The following is a 17,647-nucleotide window of genomic DNA, read 5'->3' as shown; positions in this document are numbered from 1 at the left end:
TGGAAATCGGGATGGGGCTCTATTCTCCTTGTTTGAGCATGATCTCTGGACAAAACGGTTCCCGTTTGTCCGAGAAAACCGGCAACCACTTTTCGGGATCATGCTCGGGTTATTTCACCGTTACCTTGGCTTTGCTGAGGAAGAATCCGTGGCCGTTGCTGCCCGTGCAGGTCAGTCCCTTGGTTGACGACTGGCAGGTAAACGGCCCTTTGCTCCAGCTGTTGCCATAGGCCAGCTTCGCCACATCGCTGCAGCAGCCCTGCTCGCCCGGATTCTTGATCAATGTCGCCGGGCCGTTCGGCCCAAGGATCACGGTGACGTAGCTGGGCTCGACGCGCGAACAGCTCAGTTCCGGACCGCCATCCTGTGGCTCGTAGGTGCTGGTGCCGCCCTTCGGCGTGTAGATGCAGCCGATGTTGCCGGACGGAGCATTGAACTCGATTTGCCCTTCGGCGCTTGCCGGAATGGTCTGGCTGCCGGCATGCGCAAGAGGCAGCCAGGCAAAGAGCGTCACGATTGCGGGAACGGCTGCGCGTGCAAGCATTGGGGAGCTTCCTTGTTAGGGACCGGACATGCATTGGTGCCGACAGTGCCCGGCAAGGTTCATTCCAGTGCGCTTGATTGTCAAACGGTGTTGAACTGCAGCTAAAAAGCGCGTGCCACCTCATGAACAGTCGCTTTACAGCAGCGACGATCTTGCGTGCCCAACCATGATGGCCGGTGAGATGATTCGGGCGGCCTGGGGCGATCATGGACGGCAATTTTTCGGGCGATCCGGTTAGCGCGCGGTGGGAAAACCGGCCGACGGGCAGGCCTTTTGGTCACAAAGCCGTGTATGAGCCTTCCCTCAGGGAATATATTCGCACATCTGAACGTTCTCGCAACACGTTGAAACAAAGGACAAATTTAGCCCAAAGACGGCGCTCTCGCAGCGCCAACTGTTGCCTCATGGCAACGGCGGGTGGGCTGCTTCACATCCGTCGGGATAAAATTCATAGAAAATGATCAATTGGTGTTACTATCCGTAACAAAACTAAAAAAGGTTTGGGCGGGATTGTGATTCGGGTCGACAGACCGCGACGTTCAATATCGGCACTTTGGAACCGCGACGCCCCCGTCGGGCCGTCGCCCCTGACGCCAGTATCGTCGATGCGGACCTTCTGGGGACTGATGCGGGCCTACTGGTTCTCGGACCGGTGGAGGGAGGCCTGGGCTCTCACCGTCGTCCTCGCACTCATCATAGCCCTGTCGAGCAAGGCCGACGTCTGGTTTACCGTGTTGGCGGGCGAACTGGCAGCCTCAATCGCTTTTTTTCACGACGCCGCGAATACCACGCCCCTTGAATCGGTGCTTACCAATGCCGGCCTGCTTGTGCTGCTGGTCGTGTTCAAGGACATGGGAATCATAGGCGCCTGCAAATTTGTATCGGCGACATTGCATCGCAAATGGCGCGCCTGGTTGAACGCGCGTTTCAATGCGGCGCTGCTCGATACCAACCATACGCACTACCACGCTCAGAATGGCTCGCCAGATGCGCCAGCGCCCGACAACATCGATCAGCGCGTGCAGGAATCCATCAAAGACATGGCGGGTGGCGCCATCGGGCTTGCCCAAGGTGTCTTCGGCGTCTTCACCTCACTTTATTTTGTCGGCGGCGCTTTGCTGGCGAATTCCGTGGAGGTAAAAGGCCTGGATGCCCTCGGCAGCTATGGCAGCGCCGTCCTCGCTCTGCTGGCGGTTGCCATCTATGTGCCCGTCAATACCTGGATCGCGATCAAACTCGGCGGAATGCTGGAGTGGCTCAATGTCAGGATGCAGAAGGCCGAAGGCACCTATCGCAGCGAGCTGATCACCTTGTTGCGCCGCAGTTTCCATGTGTCGGCGTCGCAAGGCGAAGACGTGCAAAAGACGATACATGGACGGCTCTATCTCGATATCGATACCACCTGGTCGAAGCTCAACATCGTCAACACCCTCTATGCGGGATTCGAATCGGTCTATAATTTCGTCGGGGCCAAAGTTGTCGCCTACGGACCTGGTCTGGTGCCGTTCATCCACAACGGCGTCGACCTCAAGGGCTACATAACCGGTTCCGAGCAGGTCAACGCGCTGATCAGCAAATGTTCCTGGTTCATCCATGTCATGCCGAGTCTCGCCACGTTGCGGGCCAACAGCCAGCGCGTCATTGAGTTGGCGAACGCCATCGAAAACGTCCAGCAGCCGCAAGACTTCTACAGCCAGACCGGCCAGTCCGACTTCCACTATGCCAGCCAGAACCCCGTCTTCGGCCTGACCATCCAGAAGCTCGAACTGGCGCATCAGGGCGAGGACGCCACGCCATTCCTGAGTGCTGCCAATCTGCGCTTCCGGCGCGGCGAGTGGGCATTCCTCAAGGGCGAATCCGGCTGCGGCAAGACTTCACTGATCAAGGCGATCAACGGCCTGTGGCCCTATGGCCGCGGCACCATCGTCTTCCCTGACGGTGTGAAGAGTTTCTATGCCGCCCAGGAGGTCAAGCTGCAGCAGGTGTCGCTGAAGCAGCTGGTATCCCTGCCCGGCTCCGAGCAGGACTATGGCGATGCGCAAGTGGCGTCTGCCCTGCACAAGGCGGGCCTTGGCGACTTCATCGAACACATGGCCGATGAAAGCCGCGAGGGAAAGATCTGGGACCAGCTGCTGTCCGGCGGCCAGAAGCAGAAGCTGGTTGTGGCCCGCATCGTGCTGCAGCAACCGGGACTGTTGTTCCTCGACGAAGCGACCGGCGCGCTCGATCCGGATGGCAAGATCGCCTTCCACCAGGCCATCAAGGACAACTGTCCCGATGTCACGGTGATCAGCATCATGCATGAGGCGGTGCCGCCACGTTCGGCCTCGGGCGAGGAATTCTACCATAGCGTGGTCGCGATCGCCGACGGCGTCGCCACCAAGAGGCCGCTTGTTCCGAACCTTCCGCGCGAGCTCACCACCATCCTTACGCAGCCGCGGCCGGTCGAGGACAAATGGATGCGTTTTTCACGCCGGCTGAAGCAGAAATAGCAGCCACGCCGAAGCGCGTTCCGCCACTGGCGGCGGGGCACTCGCTCCCTCCCCCTTCAATAATCATCACAGTCTCGCGATTGGGCCGGCTCCCGGCTGTTTTCCGCCACCCCCGCGATTGACTCGCCAAGATGCGCTCCTATGTTGCGCCCGCTCGCTGAATTCCAACTCGAACCCGCGAGCAGAAAGGTCACCGCGCCATGCCTGGCGACAGTAGTCGAACGCAACCGCCGTCCGCCTCGATGTGACCTCTAACGGCTCACGTCCCGCCGGACGGCAAGGAGTGAGCCATGAACGAATTTACCCCCGTCGTAGCGGGCGACGATGCCGTCGCTATCGCGCGTATCCTTGCCAATGATCACGTCGCCGATGTCGTCGAGGCCCTGAACCGGGAAGCTCGCGATACCGCGATAGAACTGCTTTGCGAAATGCCGTTCGAGCGGCTGGTCGAGATCTTCGACCAGCCTGAACTCGACGGCGCCTCCGATCTGGCCGAGGCGCTGCCGCGCGCCAAGGCGTGCAAGCTCCTGACCGCCATGTCGGTCGACCGCGCCGCCGATATCCTGCGCGAACTGGACGAACCGGCGCGCTCCGAGCTGCTCGGCGGGTTGGTCCCGCCGCTGCGGGCAACGCTGCTTTCCATTCTCGGCTATCCCGAAGGCAGCGCCGCCTCAATCATGACGACCGAATTCGTCAGCGTGCCGTCGGACTGGTCCGTCGGGCGCACGCTCGACTACATCCGCAAGGTGGAGCGGACGCGGGAGACCGTCTACGCCATCTACATCGTCGATCCAGACACGCATGTGCTGGTGCGCTCGACCGGCCTGCGCCGGCTGATCACCGGCGAGCCGGACGATCCGATCCTGTCGGTGGCGCCGGATCGCGCCCCGGTGACGGTGACGCCGCTGACCGATCGCGAGACACTGGCGCAGACGATCTCCAAATATGACCTGCTCGCGGTTCCCGTCGTCGACCACGGCAAGATCCTCGGCATCGTCACCATCGACGACATCATCGACACCATGATCGAGGAGACGACCGAGGACGCGCATCGTTTCGGCGGCATGGAGGCGCTCGACGAGCCCTACATGAAGATGAGCTTTCTCGCGATGATCAAGAAGCGCGGCGGCTGGCTGTGCGCGCTGTTCATCTCGGAGATGCTGACCGCCAATGCCATGCAAAGCTATGAAGGCGAACTGCAAAAAGCGATCGTGCTCACTCTGTTCATTCCGCTGATCATGAGCTCGGGCGGCAATTCCGGTTCGCAGGCGACCTCGCTCGTCATTCGCGCGCTGGCGCTGCGCGAGATCGGCCTTCGTGACTGGTGGCGGGTGGCGTTGCGCGAATTGCCAACCGGCCTGGTACTCGGCGCCATGCTTGGCGTGGTCGGCATCTGCCGCATCGCGCTCTGGCAGTATATGGGCTTCTACGATTATGGGCCGCATTGGCCGCTGATCGCGGCGACCGTGGGGGCAGCCCTTGTCGGTATCGTCACCTTCGGCTCGCTGTCGGGGTCGATGCTGCCGTTCGCGCTGAAACGGATCGGCTTCGATCCGGCGAGCGCCTCGGCGCCGTTCGTCGCCACGCTGGTCGATGTCACCGGCCTGGTGATCTATTTCTCGGTGGCGCTGGTCATCCTGCGCGGCACTTTGTTGTAATAAGCTTCAGGCCTCCCATCGCGGTGGCACAGCGGCTGCCATGGGGGGTTCTTCAAGATCGAGCGCGCGGGCGTCAATCGACCCGCACGCCGTTCTTCACGCGGTAGGTGGGCTTGTACATGGTGACCAGTTCCTCCGCTGCCGTCGGGTGGACGGCCATGGTGCGGTCGAAATCATCCTTGGTGACGCCGGCCTTCAGCGGAATGCCGAGCAACTGCGCCATCTCGCCGGCGTCCGGCCCGAGGATGTGCGCGCCGAGCACTTTTCGCGTGGCGCCATCGACCACCAGCTTCGTCAGCATCCTTTCGTCGCGGCCCGACAGCGTGTGCCGCATCGGCCGGAATGTGGCGCGGTAGATTTCGATATCGGCGTAGCGCTTGACGGCATCGTCCTCGGACAGCCCGACGGTGCCGATCTCCGGCTGTGAGAAGACGGCGGTCGGAATGGTGTCGTGGTCGGGCGCGGTCGGATTGCCCTTGAATGCGGTCTCGATGAAACACATGGCCTCGTGGATCGCCACCGGCGTCAACTGCACGCGGTTGGTGACGTCGCCGATCGCCCAGATGTTGTCGATGTTGGTGCGGGAATATTCGTCGACAACGATGGCGCCGGTTATGCCGAGCTCGATACCGACGCCTTCCAGGCCCATATTCTCGGTGTTTGGGAGGCGGCCGATGGCGAGCATGACCTGGTCGATCGTCAGTACCTTGCCGCCGGTGACCAACGCATCCAGCCTGCCGTCCGGCCGTTTGCGGACCCATTCCGACACGGCGTGGCAGAGGATCTTGATCCCCTTCTTTTCCATGGTTTCGTGCAGCATGTGCCGCAGGTCCATGTCGAAGCGTGACAGTATCTCCTTGCCGCGATAGACCAGCGTGGTGTCGACGCCCAAGCCATGGAAGATATTGGCGAATTCGACGGCGATGTAGCCTCCGCCCTCGATCATGATCGCCTTCGGCAGTTGCTTGAGGTCGAAAACCTCATTGGAAAAGATGCAATGCTCGTGACCGGGCAGCGCCGGGTGCGGCGCCGGCCGGCCGCCGGTGGCGATCAGGATCTGGTCGGCGGTGACGGTGCGGTCATCGCCCAGGAGATGCACGACATGCGGGTCGACCAGCATGGCGCGCGAGTGGAACGTCTCGCCGCCGGCGCCTTTCACGTTCTTTTCGTAGATCGCTTCCAGACGGGCAATCTCGCGGTCCTTGTTGGCGACCAGCGTCGGCCAGTCGAAGCTCGCCTCCGGCACCGTCCAGCCATAGCCGGCGGCGTCGGCAAAATGCTCGGGAAATTGCGAGGCATAGACATAGAGTTTTTTCGGCACGCAGCCACGGATGACGCAGGTGCCGCCATAGCGGTATTCCTCCGCGATGCCGACACGCTTGCCGAGCGCTGCCGCCACGCGCGCCGCTCTCACCCCGCCGGAGCCGCCGCCGATGACGAAGAGATCGTAGTCGTAACCGGCCATGCTGCTGTTCCTTGCCTCAGGAAATGTTTGCGACAGGTAGGCCGCATGAAGCCAAAAGAAAAGCCCGGTTTCCACCGAGCTTTCTGGTCCAGCGGCAAGGATGCCGGTGGCGAAATCAGACGTCTTAGTTCTTCGGCGCTTCCGGCTGGTCACCGTCTGCGGGCGCATCGCCGTCGGCAGGTGCAGCGCCATCGGCGGGGGCAGTTGCGTTATCCGGCGCAGGCGCGGCCGGAGCAGCGGCCTTCGCGGCTGCTGCCAGCGTTTCGCCGACCTGCTGGGCGAGATCGCGCGCCAGGCCGTTCTGCCAGATGTCGGCGGCCTTGACCAGTTCGCGCGTCACGTTGGGGCCGTTGTCGAGCAGCTTCTTGCCGGCATCGGAATTGTAGAAGGCGGCGATGTCGGTGAGATCCTTCTCGGAGAACACCTTGGCATAGGCGAGCGCTGCTTCCTTCTCCAGATCGGCACGGCGCGAAGCCAGCGCCAGTGCCTTCTCGCTGACGGTCTTGCCGATCAGCTCCTGCATATCAGGGTTCTTCTGGATGAGCTGCTGCTCGAGCGAGGCCGCCGCTTGCGGCAGGATGTTGTCGAACGAGTCGGTCGCGTGGATTGCCGTGACCGCCGCCCGTGCCGCCTTCAGATGCGATTCCGTGATCTCCTGCGAGAACGCCGGGGAAGAGAAGGCGAAAACGGCCGAAGCCGCCAGAACGGCGCAAAGATTGCGAACCCGGTTATGCAACATCATGATCGGTAGAACTCCCTGGTTTTCGGGCGGCATGGACGGTTTGGATTCCGTCGCCGCCGGCGATGATGGCCGCTGACGCCAGCCCGATGAAAAGACCATGCTCGACCACACCAGGAATGGCATGGAGAGCATTCGAAAGCGCTCTTGTATCCGGAATGCGGCCAAAAGATGCATCGAGGATAAAATGGCCGCCGTCTGTAACAAAAGGCTGGCCCCCCGTCATCCTCAATGTAACCGGGCCGGAAAGGCCGAGACTTTTGGCCGCTGCCGCGACCGCGATTTCAGTGGCGCGCAGGCCAAATTGGTTGACTTCGATCGGCAACGGAAACTGGCCAAGGGTGTCGACCATCTTCGAGCGATCGGCAATGACGATCATGCGCTGAGATGCCGCCGCGACGATCTTTTCGCGCAGCAGCGCGCCGCCGCCGCCTTTGATCAGCGTCAGCGCCGCGTCGATCTCGTCGGCGCCGTCGACGGTGAGGTCGAGCTCGGGCGTTTCCTCAAGCGTCGACAGCGGCACGCCGAGTTCGCGGCAAAGGGCTGCAGTGCGCTCCGACGTCGGCACGCCGATGACGGACAAGCCGGTGGCGATCTTTTCGGCCAGCAGCCGCACGAATTCGTCGGCCGTCGTCCCGGTGCCGATGCCGATGCGCATGCCGTCGCTGACATGGGCAAGGGCAGCCCGCGCGGCCTCGACCTTCAACTGCCTCGCATCCATGCTCGCCCCGGGGATTTGGCTTGGTTCTGATTTTTCTGGATGCGCGCTCCTAGCACTTTTGCCCGCAGGGTCAAAGACTTTGGCTCGCACCGGCTTGCCTGAAAGAAGCGCAGCCGCTATCGCCTGCCTGCAATGCATCAGCCACAGGACAGGCCATGACCCAACCGATCATCGTGTTCGACCTCGACGGGACGCTGATCGACACGGCGCCGGACCTGCTCGACAGCCTCAACCACAGCCTTGCCGCCAGCGAGCTTGCCGCTGTCGACGAGGCCGGCTTCCGGCGTTTTGTCGGCCAGGGCGGACGGGTGATGATCGAGCGCGCGCATACCGCGCAGCAGAAGTCGCTGGCGGTGGAGGAGCACGACCGGCTGCTGAAACTGTTCCTCGACCACTACACGCTCAACATCCCCGGCAAGTCCCGCCCCTACCCCGGCGTGGTCGAGGCGATCGCCCGCTTCGAGAAGGCCGGCTACCTGCTTGCCATCTGCACCAACAAATATGAGGCGAATTCGAAAGCGCTGATCGAGGCGCTCGGCCTGACAAAGCATTTCGCCGCGATCGCCGGCCAGGACACGTTCGCGTTCCGCAAGCCCGACCCGCGCCATCTGACCGAGACCATCCGGCTCGCCGGCGGCGATCCGCATCATGCGCTGATGGTCGGCGATTCGCAGACCGACATCGACACCGCCAAGGCCGCCGGCATTCCGGTGGTCGCCGTCGATTTCGGCTACACCGACCGCCATGTCAGAGAATTCGAGCCGTCGGCGGTGATTTCGCATTTCGACGCGCTGACGCTCGACCTGGCGGAACGGCTGATTGCAGCGGCGGCCGGCTGAGCGAAACGGGCGATTGCGCGGCAGCGTCCGCCCTCGGCCTATTTCAGGCGTAGAAGGCAGGCGCATCGCCTTGACTTCAACGGCATGCCTCTCTTATATCGCGGCTCGCTTGGCCTTCGGGCAACGAGCGGGCGATTAGCTCAGCGGGAGAGCACACCCTTCACACGGGTGGGGTCGCAGGTTCAATCCCTGCATCGCCCACCATCTTTCTTTCCCTGAACAGCGCACTCCAAGCCAGCACTCCTAGCAGCTGCAACTCGCCCCTTCCCCACCAAAATTCTTCTGCGCGAAGTTCAAGGCGCTTGAGTAGCTCGTGTAGCTCTGGAACTGGCAGACATCGGAGCCGTTGCGCACCTTCATCTGCTCGAGATCCCAGAACGAAACCTCGATGTGATCGTTGGCGCAATAGACCGTGTATTTTTCAGGCTCCAGCGCGTTGGCTTTCTGCAGCGGCATGGAGACGGCTGGAATGCAAAGCGCGGAAAGTGCAAGCATGACGGCGTGACGCGTGCGCATGTAAAAACCTCTGGAGTGAGAACAGCCCGTATTTGTCGCGACGATAGTGAGCGGCGCATCGCGGCTTTTTTACGCGCCCTTGTCTTCGCCCCGCTCGGGCCTTCAGTGTTTCTATATGCTGGTCCATATCTCCAATGTGTTGGCCTTGATGATCGGCACCGCACGGGCTGTCACCAGTCGGCCAGCGGCAACCGTGAGGTCGGCGGCCAGCAGTTCGGCGGCGCCACGGTCGGCGTCGTTGTAGGGGTTGTAGCGAACTTCGTTCTTGCCGGCGGCAGCGGCGACACGTTCTTCGCCAGGGTTTGGAATGCCCCAGCCCAAGGCCCGCATTTTTGCGGAAAGCGCCCCGGCGTCCTCGCGCGCCATGCCGGCGAACTGGACGTAAACCGTCTGTGGGCTCTGCTGGATACGCAGCCGGTCCTTCAGCGTGTTGAGTGCGTTGCGATCCTGCTCACCGATAACAGTCTGGCCGTCGGCTGCCGAAAGGGCGAGATCGGCAACCGCCCGGCGCGCGCCGGCAAACACAGCCAGCCAGTCCGGGCGTTCCCACAATTCAGGCGGTACCCCAAGCAGGGTCTCAAGCACGTTGCGGCGCCCCGCCGGTGTCAGCCCGCTTATGCTTTGCAGGCCGGCCATCTCGACGAGAGCCGCGACGATCTTCTGCCGTTCGACCACCGGAAGGTCTGCGTCTTCGAGGACGGCAATCAGGTCACCGCGCAGTGCATCATTTGCGCCGTCGAGCAGCTTGACGCGAGCCGCCAGTTCGTCGGCCGCGGTTCCATTGGGGCCGCGGTTCTTCAGTGAATCCGTCCATTCGATGAGAGGGTCGAAATTGAGGCTCGTGAGCCTTTCAAGCTCGGCAACCGGGAGCCGATACTGCTCGACGTTGAACGCCCCCGTAGCGTCGGCTGGAATGAAGAACGCATCGACCTCAAATTCCGGCTCCCTCACCTCTCCCTTCACGGCCGCCGACACCGAGGACACCGCGAGCTTCCAATAGGCATAAGGGACCGGCACGCCGTCGACCGGCTGGTCCGCGGGCCGGAAGACAGGACCACTGAAGATGGTCACCCGATTGGCGAGCGGATTGTGCTGCGAGCGAACCCAGTTTTCGAGCGGCACCCATCGGCTGCCGTAGAAAGTACGCGGCTGCGGCATCGTGTTTGGCAGGAAAGAGGCATACTGCGCCAGCTTGAGCGCCGCCGTTGCCGGATCGCCGGCGAACTCCGGACCCCAGGCGATGTCGCTGGCACTTGCAAATCGCGCCGCCAGCCAGGGCCGGTCCGCGCGAAAGTACCAGTTGGGACGAGGCTGGTAGTCGACCGACAATCGGCTGTCGGGTTTCAGTCTGCTGGCGGTGAATTGCAGCGGCAACCTCTGCGACCGATCCAGGTTGACGGCCGAATAGATGGCCATGCGATGAGTTCGGCCCATGACCAGCGAGTAGTTGATGTAATCAAGCGGCGGCGCCACGGCGTCGTTGGCCAGGTCGTCGGTTATCCTGGGCAAGCCGATCGTGGCCCCTATGAAATCGACCTTGTATCCCGAAAGAACGTTAGGCTGTTTGTCTATGTCTTTGCCAAGCAGCGGTTCAAGCGCGGCGCGCAGCGGCGCCGGCAATTGGTCGAGCGCGACCTCGCCGCTTTTGACCTGCCCGGCCAGCTCGACCAGCACCCCCTGTCGCAAATCGGGCGCCAACTTGTCCAGGGACACGCTGCCGAGTTTGAGTTGTTCGACCACAAGCAAGATCGCGGATCGCAAAGTGGCCTGCGTGGCTTGCTGCTCGGCCAGCGTCTTGGCGGCGTCTTCCGCCTTCTTCTCGGCAACGGCAAGTGCAGCCTCGGCTCGCTGGCGTGCGTCTTCCGTCTTTTCAAGGGCGGTGGAAAGCTTTCCATTGAGCTTTGCGACCTCACTCGCCGTCGTCTCGGCATCCTTGCGCGCGTCAACAGCGTCATTTCTCTGGACGTAGGCGAAATAGGTGGTTGCCCCAAGGATCGCGGCCAGGATGGCAAACAGCGCGATCAATATATTCTTGCTGCGATCGCGCTGCTTCTGGCTGTCGGTCTCCGCCTTGGCGCTCGCCTCGACGAACTCGGCGATGTCCGGCCCCTGCGGCAGCTCCGCCGCCTCCTTCAGCGCTTCGCCGCGCAGGAGATAGCCGGGATAGCCGGTGTTCTTCCATTGCCGCGCCTGGGCGGCCACGCGAATGCGAAAGCGCTCGGTCAGCTCGTCCGAACTCAGTTCGTCGTCCGATGCGAAGCCGTCGCCGGATTCGGCACCGTCTTTGGTCGCGACGGCCATTGATTCAGGAACGGCGATGGCGACCGTTCCTGAATCGTTGATTTCACGCGATGCCGATTCGGAGTCAACCGCGACGGCAATTGGCTCTGTTGTTTCGAGCCCACCGCCACCTGCGAAAGACGCGAGCCGCGCCGGGCTGACGTCGGCTGAGGTGATGCCCGGCCGCGTGACCAGTTCGGCGGACCAATAATCGAGTATGCGCTGCGCCGCGCGCCGGTCGGATTCCCGCGCGATGGTGCTGCCGGCGCGCCGTGCCTTGGCCAGGAAGTCGCGGATGGCCTGCGCATCGGGGGCCGTGTTGTCGATGCTGGCTTCCGTCGTCTCGGCGCCGGCCTTGTCGCTGCGGCTCATCGATGGGTCGACGGCTTCATTGCTGCTGGCGATGCGCATCAGCTCGAGATGTGCGATCCGGATGTCGCTCAGCGAAACAAAATCGGCCGGAGTTTCGGTCTCCGTGCCTGTCGCAAGTTCATCGCTCATGGCCCCAGGTCCTCAATGATCTTATGCAAAGGCGTGCTGACGCGGACGATCGAGGCACATTCCGTTTTCAGCGCCAGATCGACCTGGACGAAGCGTTGCTGGGCCTCGTCCCGATAGGCTTCGAAGGCAAGAATGAAGGCGGTATCGACGGTCTCGCGCGATAGCTGGTCGTTGACGTCGGTGGAGTAGTCGACGAGCGTCGTTCGCCAGGCGCCATTGGGATCGAGATCGGCAAGAACCTTGACCTTCACTTCCAGGTTTCGCCACAGCGGCGAAAACTGGAACGGCAGCGACTTGTCCGCCGCGGCGCCCTCTTCTATCGGCTCGATCATGTCGGTGAGGCTGGCCAGCTTGTTGTCGACGTCCTGCCAGAGCTTATGCTCGACGACGCGCGCATAGATGGTCGACGACAGCACCATGATCGCATCATGCGCAGCCTTTATCAAAGGAACATCCGGGGCACCTGCTGGAAGCTTGCCGGCTATCGTGTCGAGACCGGTGGCAAGAAGCCCGAACGGCAGATTCTTCGCGGTAACGAAAATCTGCTGGTTGAGCCGCGAAGGCACGACGCGCAGCACGGTGCGCACGTCAAACAGCGCGTCGTAGGCGTCCGGAGACTTGTTATCGATGGCAGCCTGCAACTTGATCGCAGCCGCCTTGAGGTCGTCGAGCCAGGCCTGCTCGATATCGTGAAGCGCCGGCCCCGCCGGCAGCTCCATGACCGACTCTCCGCTCGAGACACAGAAGAGCTTCAATATTTTGAGGAAATTGCGCAGGACGCGGACCTGTTCCAGGTCGGCCCCCATGTCGCGGGCGGCGACCAGCAAGGTCTGGAAGCTGCCGATGCCATATTGGAAGCTCTGCAGGTGGTCATGCAGGTCCTTGTAGGTCTTGAGGACATCGATCTGGCTGGCGACGGTGGTGAGGCCATCGCCAGCGGCGAGTTGCGCCTGAATGTCCTTGGGCTGCTGGTTGACGGCGTTGAAGCCTGCGAGCGCGGTGTTGACCCGATCGTCGGTGGTCAGGCCAGGCAGTTCGGGCGTCGGTTTCTCGCCCGCGGCAAGTTCATCCAGATAGGCATTGCATATTGCGGCGCATTGCGGATTTTGCCGAACGACAGTGTTCATCAGCGGCTGCGACAGCTTCTTGGTCAAGGCATAGTCGAGGATGTTGAACCAGACTGTGAGCGCCGCGCCCTGGAGGTTGATGGCGCCAGCGACGATCCCAGCGTCCTTGGTTACCTGCAACCAATCGGGAGGCAATGGGTAGAGATCAGCCAGTTGAAGCCTGAGGTCGAAATAGGCGCTGATCTCTGAACTCCCTGGTGTTTGGTGTGTGGCGTTATAAACCGTCACATCCGAAAAAATTTACATGCCGTAGTCCCAAATCGCCGCGCATCGAGCTGCGCCATCGGTCTGCATAGCTCACCATCTACACAGGCTTGGCCGCGAGGTCTTGGATGATGGTGTCGATCGCAATGCCTTCGTTGCGATAATATGTGCTTTTGGTAGGCGCGTTGGGCTCGGTGAGCCAGCCTCCGCTGTGATGCAGCGCAATCAGGTTCCAGTCGGTGTCGAAGACCGGCGAGCCCGACGAACCCGGCAGTGTGTCGGTGAGATACTGGACGCGGCCGCCGCCGACGAAGGCCACGACATTGGCGACGAACGAAATCTGTTTCTGCGCACCGCCGGGATGCTGGATGATGTTGACATGGTCGCCGGCCTTGACGGTCATGGGTTTCAATTCCAACTCGCCCCATTTGGAGGCATCGCCCTTGATGCGGACGGCGGACCAATCATTGTCCTTGGAGGTACGAAGAGGCACGGCGGTGTCGATGTCGAACTGATCGAGCGGCGCGTCGAGCCCGGCAACGGTGCGCTGATAGTTGAACTGGACCACCGTGCCGGCCAATGAGGCATCGTCAGGCAACACATGGTTGTTGGTGATCAGGATCCCGCCGGTGGTCATGAAGCCGGTGCCGGAGCTGCCATCCGCACGCTTGATGCGCACCACCGATCTTGCCCTGACAAGGCCGAGTTCGAGATAGCTGATCGGCACCAGCGTGCTCTTGTCGCCAAGGATTTTTTCGAGCTGGGCCGGCGCCGTCGCGCCGCTCCAATTGGCGGTCGCGGGGCCTTCGACCGGCGGCGGCGGGGCGTGCTGCTTTGCCTGCAGCAGTGCCTGGTCGCCGGGATTCTCTTCGAGTGCAAAGGCGACGAGGTCGTCGGCCCTGGTCTCCTGCTTTGCGCGCTGGACAATCGCAAACCAGTTGTTGATCGCCTTGTTGTCAAAGGCGATCTGGGCCGTCGAAAGACCGACACCTTTGGCAACACGCACGCCATCGCCGATCATCGGGTAGAGGTTGGCGAGGATGCGGTTGAGACTGTTCAGTTCGGATTGCGTCCATTCGGTCATGGGATTCCCTCCGACCCTAAGCCTTCTTCTTCCGCTTGCGTGATCCCGCCCGCATGGCAATTTCGGTGCCGCGAACCGTTTCGTACTGGTCGGCATCGACCAGCGACTGGTCGAAGCTGACGCCGGTCATTTCGGAGATTTCGGTCAGCGGGTACATGGCGCCGATGAACTCGTCGGAGACGGCAAACTCAAGCTGCGTGTCCGACAGATCCTGTTCGAGCACGAAGCCGTAGCTGGCGATGCCGTCACTGACGCGGGCGACCACCACCTTCCAGAAGCGGCGCGGCACTAGCGCGCGAAGACTGGTGCCTTTGGGACCCTTGCCGGCAAAGGTCCGGTCGTCTTCGGCGAGGACCGGCCCGGCGAAGACGCAAAGCCGCTCGCTCGCCGCCTCCGACAGGACGTGGTTCTCAAGATCGCCCCAGTTCTTCTCGCCGCTGTCGGAGCGGTTGTAGCCTTCGACCTGGGGCGAGCAGTTGGTGACATGGAAGGAGCAGACATTGCCCCTGAGCAGCAGCTCGAAGGTGCTGCCCCAGGCCACGTCATCGCGCCTGACGATATGGCCCTTGTCGAAGGCGCCCTGATCCTGGGTGTAGAAGACATCGGGGATCTGATACTTGTCGTCGAGCCGCAGATCCGGGAACCAGCGCTCGCTGAACAGGCCGCCACGCGAATAGTTGCGGCCCTTTTCCGGCTCGCGCAGATTGCTCTCCTCGGTGACGTTGGAGGCGGTGAACAGCGCCAGCCGCCGCTTGGCGTGCATCTTGAGTGAAAAATTCTGGTAATCTAGCCGCGTGCCCCCTGCCTTGAGCTGCGCCAGCACGGACAGGTCGGTGGCCTCCGGCATCGGCACCACGACGGGCGCGAGCTTGGTGCCGCCGGACAGGAATTTTTCGTCGTAGCCCTTATAGCCGGCATAGTCCGCGACCGTTTTGGGAACGAATGCGCCGCCTGGAGGGGTCGGCTTGGCCGCTTCCAGTTCGACCGATTCCGTGACCGCTTCATGGCCAGGCGTTGCGCCGAGCGAGACGGTGATGCGCAACGGCACTTCGAAGGTGACGCTGCCGCCCGGCGAAACGACGACGCCTCCGGATGGAGGCGTCTGGGTGGCGACGCCCGGGATCTGCTGGGCGCCGCCGACTTCAACCAGGTTTACGCCCTCGGCCGGCGACCCACTGTCCGCCTTGTTCCACCATGCGCCCCAATCGTTGGGGCCGCCGCTGGCGGCGCCGGCGAAATTGAGGCCGAGGTCGACGACACGCTGGTCCTTGGCGAGCGCGCCGGTGGGCACGGCGTAGTTGCGCTCGAGATAGCGGCCGGCAAAATGCAGCGCCACGACCTCGCCGGTGGCGAGGTTGATCATGGCGGTGCCGGAGTTGCCGCCAGTGGTCGAGCAATCATGTGTCGCCGCGCTGACGATCTTGCCGAAACTCTCCGTATCGAAGCCGCCCTGCAGCATGCCCGGTTGCAGGCGCTTGACCTGGAAACGATTGCGCATGAGCTCGTTCTGGACATCGACCGCGTTGCGATTGTCGAACGCCGGATAGCCGATGGCGACGACTTCCTGGCGCAGCATATCGCGCGCGTCGGCGACCGCGAGCGACAGCGGCGTGATGTTGTCGGGCAGGCCTTCGACTTCGAGAATCGCCATGTCCCAATAGGGATGGATCATCCGGACATTGCGGATCTTGAAGACGTTTCCTGCCGCCGAATCGCGCTTGAAGTCGATGCCGGCGGCGCGGCCGTTGATGAATTGCACATTGCGGTCGCCAAGGCCGTCCGCAAATATCTGCGCCACATGACGGTTGGTCATCAGCAGGTTGCGGCCGACGACGAAGCCCGTGCCGCCGTAAGGGATATTGGTGTCCCACAACAGTTCGATACGCCCGATCGCCGGCAGGGCGGCTTCGATGCGCTGCTTCAATGCGGCCTCGCTGGTAAGCTTCGTCCACAGCGAATGGCCAGGTGTCGGAGCGCCGTCGAAAGTCAGCGTCGTAAAGGTGCCATCCTTGATGTCATAGACCGGCCGCAACTCCGGGATGATTATGGCTTCCAGATCGGAAAGCTGCTCGGGCGCGACTTCGGCGCCCCGCGCGAGGCTCTCCATGCCAGCGCGCGCCGATTCAAACGCCGCCTCCGTCTTGCCGGCTTCCGCAGGCGCAAGGGATTCCAGAGCGCCGCCTGCCATCGTCTCCACGTTGCCGAGGACCGATTCAGTCCCCTCGCCCCCGGTGACGAGATCGAGATATCGACGGATTCGCTGCTCTCTGCTGACCGGCATAGTCGCCCCCAAAGGTTCTGTCGAAGTAAATGACTGTATTGCCCCATTTTAGACTGGTGCAATTCTGATTGGCAGGCAAGGAAACAAATCAACTCGCGTCGAAGATGACCGGAGTGCAACGTCGGCATGTCTCTTTGCCGCAGTCGCTCGCGCGGTGTATGACGCTCGCATTATTTCAGCGATGCCGTATGTGATCTCCGTCACAGACGCTCACGCTGTTTGCGCCCAGCTATCGCAACAGGCGGAAAGGCCATTGCGGCCGCTCGGTTTTACAGAAATTTTATCACCTAACCATTTTAATCAGTTGGCGCCTGCACGCGCGGCTCCTCCCGCCGCGCGTGCAGACGGCTTTCCGCCCGGCACGAGCCAGGCACTGGGCGCGACCACTGCGCCACGCCTTTAGAAGGCGTAATCGCAAGGGATGAACGCCGGCCTTTGACGCGGTGCACTCTTGCCTTAGACTTCGGCCCTTAAACTTCGCCGATTGCGGCAATTGGGAATTTGGAACATGGCTTTTGGCGGCCCCAACGACAGAAACGATCTGCCGCGCCTGGCACGCATCGATCCAAAGCTGTTCGATATCCTGTTCAGCGGCTGCAAGGTCGAGCGCTACGCCGCCGGCCAGCATCTATTCGTTCAGGAAGATGCCGCCGACCGGATCTACGGGGTCATGAGCGGCACGGTGGAAATCTCGATCTATTCGCCCGGCGGGCAGAAGCTGGTGGCCAATATCGAGCTGTCGCGCAGCCTCGTCGGCGAGATCGGCGCGCTTGACGGGCGGCCACGCACCGCCACCGCCATCTGCCTGACCGCTTGCGAGCTGGTTTCGCTCAGCAGGACACAACTATTTGATCGCATTGAGAAAAATCCACCGCTGGCACGCGCGATGATCGAACTTCTGTGCGCCCGGCTGCGCTGGGTCAGCGGCGAACTCGGCGACCAGGCCTTCTTCGGCATCGAGGCGAGGCTCGCCAAACGCCTGGTCTTCCTGGCCAAGGTGATGGCCGACAGCGCCGGCTGGATTCCGATCTCGCAATCGGAACTCGGAGAGTTCCTCGGCGCCACGCGCGAGTCCGTCAACAAGACGCTCAACGACTGGCGCAACCGCTCGTTCATTGCCATCAAACGCGGCGGCCTGCGCATCACCGACACCGGGGCGCTGCGCCATATCGCCGAATCGCAGGACGACGACTGAC

General features: G+C 62.2%; 13 protein-coding genes and 1 tRNA gene. 5 read left to right on the top strand and 9 right to left on the bottom strand.

The window, feature by feature from the left end; genetic code table 11:
- Positions 1 to 109: 109 nt before the first annotated feature.
- Positions 110 to 544: a hypothetical protein gene (locus NKJ80_RS08220; RefSeq protein ID WP_023668975.1), complete on the bottom strand. Its 435-nt coding sequence runs from the start codon at positions 542 to 544 to the stop codon at positions 110 to 112.
- Between the two features lie 605 nt (positions 545 to 1,149).
- Between NKJ80_RS08220 and NKJ80_RS08215 the strand changes: the two genes are divergently transcribed.
- Entirely contained in the window at positions 1,150 to 3,036 is a 1,887-nt protein-coding gene (locus NKJ80_RS08215) for an ABC transporter ATP-binding protein/permease (protein WP_352497397.1), read from the top strand.
- 290 nt (positions 3,037 to 3,326) lie between these two features.
- Entirely contained in the window at positions 3,327 to 4,694 is a 1,368-nt protein-coding gene (gene mgtE / locus NKJ80_RS08210) for a magnesium transporter (protein WP_352497396.1), read from the top strand.
- Between the two features lie 73 nt (positions 4,695 to 4,767).
- Here mgtE and gor read toward each other — a convergent pair whose 3' ends face one another.
- From gor to rpiA, 3 genes are all read right to left on the bottom strand, one after another.
- Positions 4,768 to 6,159, bottom strand: a complete 1,392-nt coding sequence (gene gor / locus NKJ80_RS08205; RefSeq protein WP_352462453.1) for a glutathione-disulfide reductase — start codon at positions 6,157 to 6,159, stop codon at positions 4,768 to 4,770.
- A 124-nt stretch (positions 6,160 to 6,283) separates the two neighbouring features.
- Positions 6,284 to 6,901 carry a DUF2059 domain-containing protein gene (locus tag NKJ80_RS08200; RefSeq protein WP_023668979.1) on the bottom strand — a complete coding sequence of 206 codons (618 nt, stop codon included), beginning with the start codon at positions 6,899 to 6,901 and terminating at the stop codon, positions 6,284 to 6,286.
- Positions 6,888 to 7,619: a ribose-5-phosphate isomerase RpiA gene (gene rpiA / locus NKJ80_RS08195; RefSeq protein WP_023710501.1), complete on the bottom strand. Its 732-nt coding sequence runs from the start codon at positions 7,617 to 7,619 to the stop codon at positions 6,888 to 6,890. Before rpiA ends, NKJ80_RS08200 begins: the two co-directional genes overlap by 14 nt.
- 155 nt (positions 7,620 to 7,774) lie before the next feature.
- Between rpiA and NKJ80_RS08190 the strand changes: the two genes are divergently transcribed.
- Positions 7,775 to 8,458 (top strand): phosphoglycolate phosphatase, encoded by a 684-nt coding sequence (locus tag NKJ80_RS08190; RefSeq protein WP_027050903.1) that lies wholly within the window; start codon positions 7,775 to 7,777, stop codon positions 8,456 to 8,458.
- Between the two features lie 129 nt (positions 8,459 to 8,587).
- A tRNA-Val gene (locus NKJ80_RS08185) sits at positions 8,588 to 8,662 on the top strand.
- A gap of 39 nt (positions 8,663 to 8,701) precedes the next feature.
- Here the strand turns inward: NKJ80_RS08185 and NKJ80_RS08180 are convergent.
- The 5 genes from NKJ80_RS08180 to NKJ80_RS08160 form a co-directional block, all read right to left on the bottom strand.
- Positions 8,702 to 8,974 (bottom strand): hypothetical protein, encoded by a 273-nt coding sequence (locus NKJ80_RS08180; protein WP_023696133.1) that lies wholly within the window; start codon positions 8,972 to 8,974, stop codon positions 8,702 to 8,704.
- Between the two features lie 111 nt (positions 8,975 to 9,085).
- On the bottom strand, positions 9,086 to 11,755 hold the full coding sequence (locus NKJ80_RS08175; protein ID WP_352497395.1) for a DNA/RNA non-specific endonuclease: 2,670 nt from the start codon (positions 11,753 to 11,755) through the stop codon (positions 9,086 to 9,088).
- Positions 11,752 to 13,017, bottom strand: coding sequence for a hypothetical protein (locus NKJ80_RS08170; protein WP_352497394.1), 1,266 nt, complete (start codon positions 13,015 to 13,017; stop codon positions 11,752 to 11,754). The genes NKJ80_RS08175 and NKJ80_RS08170 overlap by 4 nt, the downstream gene beginning before the upstream one ends.
- Before the next feature lie 169 nt (positions 13,018 to 13,186).
- On the bottom strand, positions 13,187 to 14,170 hold the full coding sequence (locus tag NKJ80_RS08165; RefSeq protein ID WP_352497393.1) for a trypsin-like peptidase domain-containing protein: 984 nt from the start codon (positions 14,168 to 14,170) through the stop codon (positions 13,187 to 13,189).
- Between the two features lie 16 nt (positions 14,171 to 14,186).
- Positions 14,187 to 16,451, bottom strand: coding sequence for a DNA/RNA non-specific endonuclease (locus tag NKJ80_RS08160; RefSeq protein WP_352497392.1), 2,265 nt, complete (start codon positions 16,449 to 16,451; stop codon positions 14,187 to 14,189).
- A gap of 508 nt (positions 16,452 to 16,959) precedes the next feature.
- Here NKJ80_RS08160 and NKJ80_RS08155 point away from each other — a divergent pair.
- Positions 16,960 to 17,646 (top strand): Crp/Fnr family transcriptional regulator, encoded by a 687-nt coding sequence (locus tag NKJ80_RS08155; protein WP_023682508.1) that lies wholly within the window; start codon positions 16,960 to 16,962, stop codon positions 17,644 to 17,646.
- The last annotated feature ends 1 nt before the right edge of the window (position 17,647 follow it).

The organism is Mesorhizobium sp. M0030, from assembly GCF_040323695.1.
GTDB lineage: Bacteria > Pseudomonadota > Alphaproteobacteria > Rhizobiales > Rhizobiaceae > Mesorhizobium.
The sequence above is the reverse complement of the archived record's forward strand: the minus strand, read 5'-3'. Positions and strand labels throughout refer to the sequence as shown.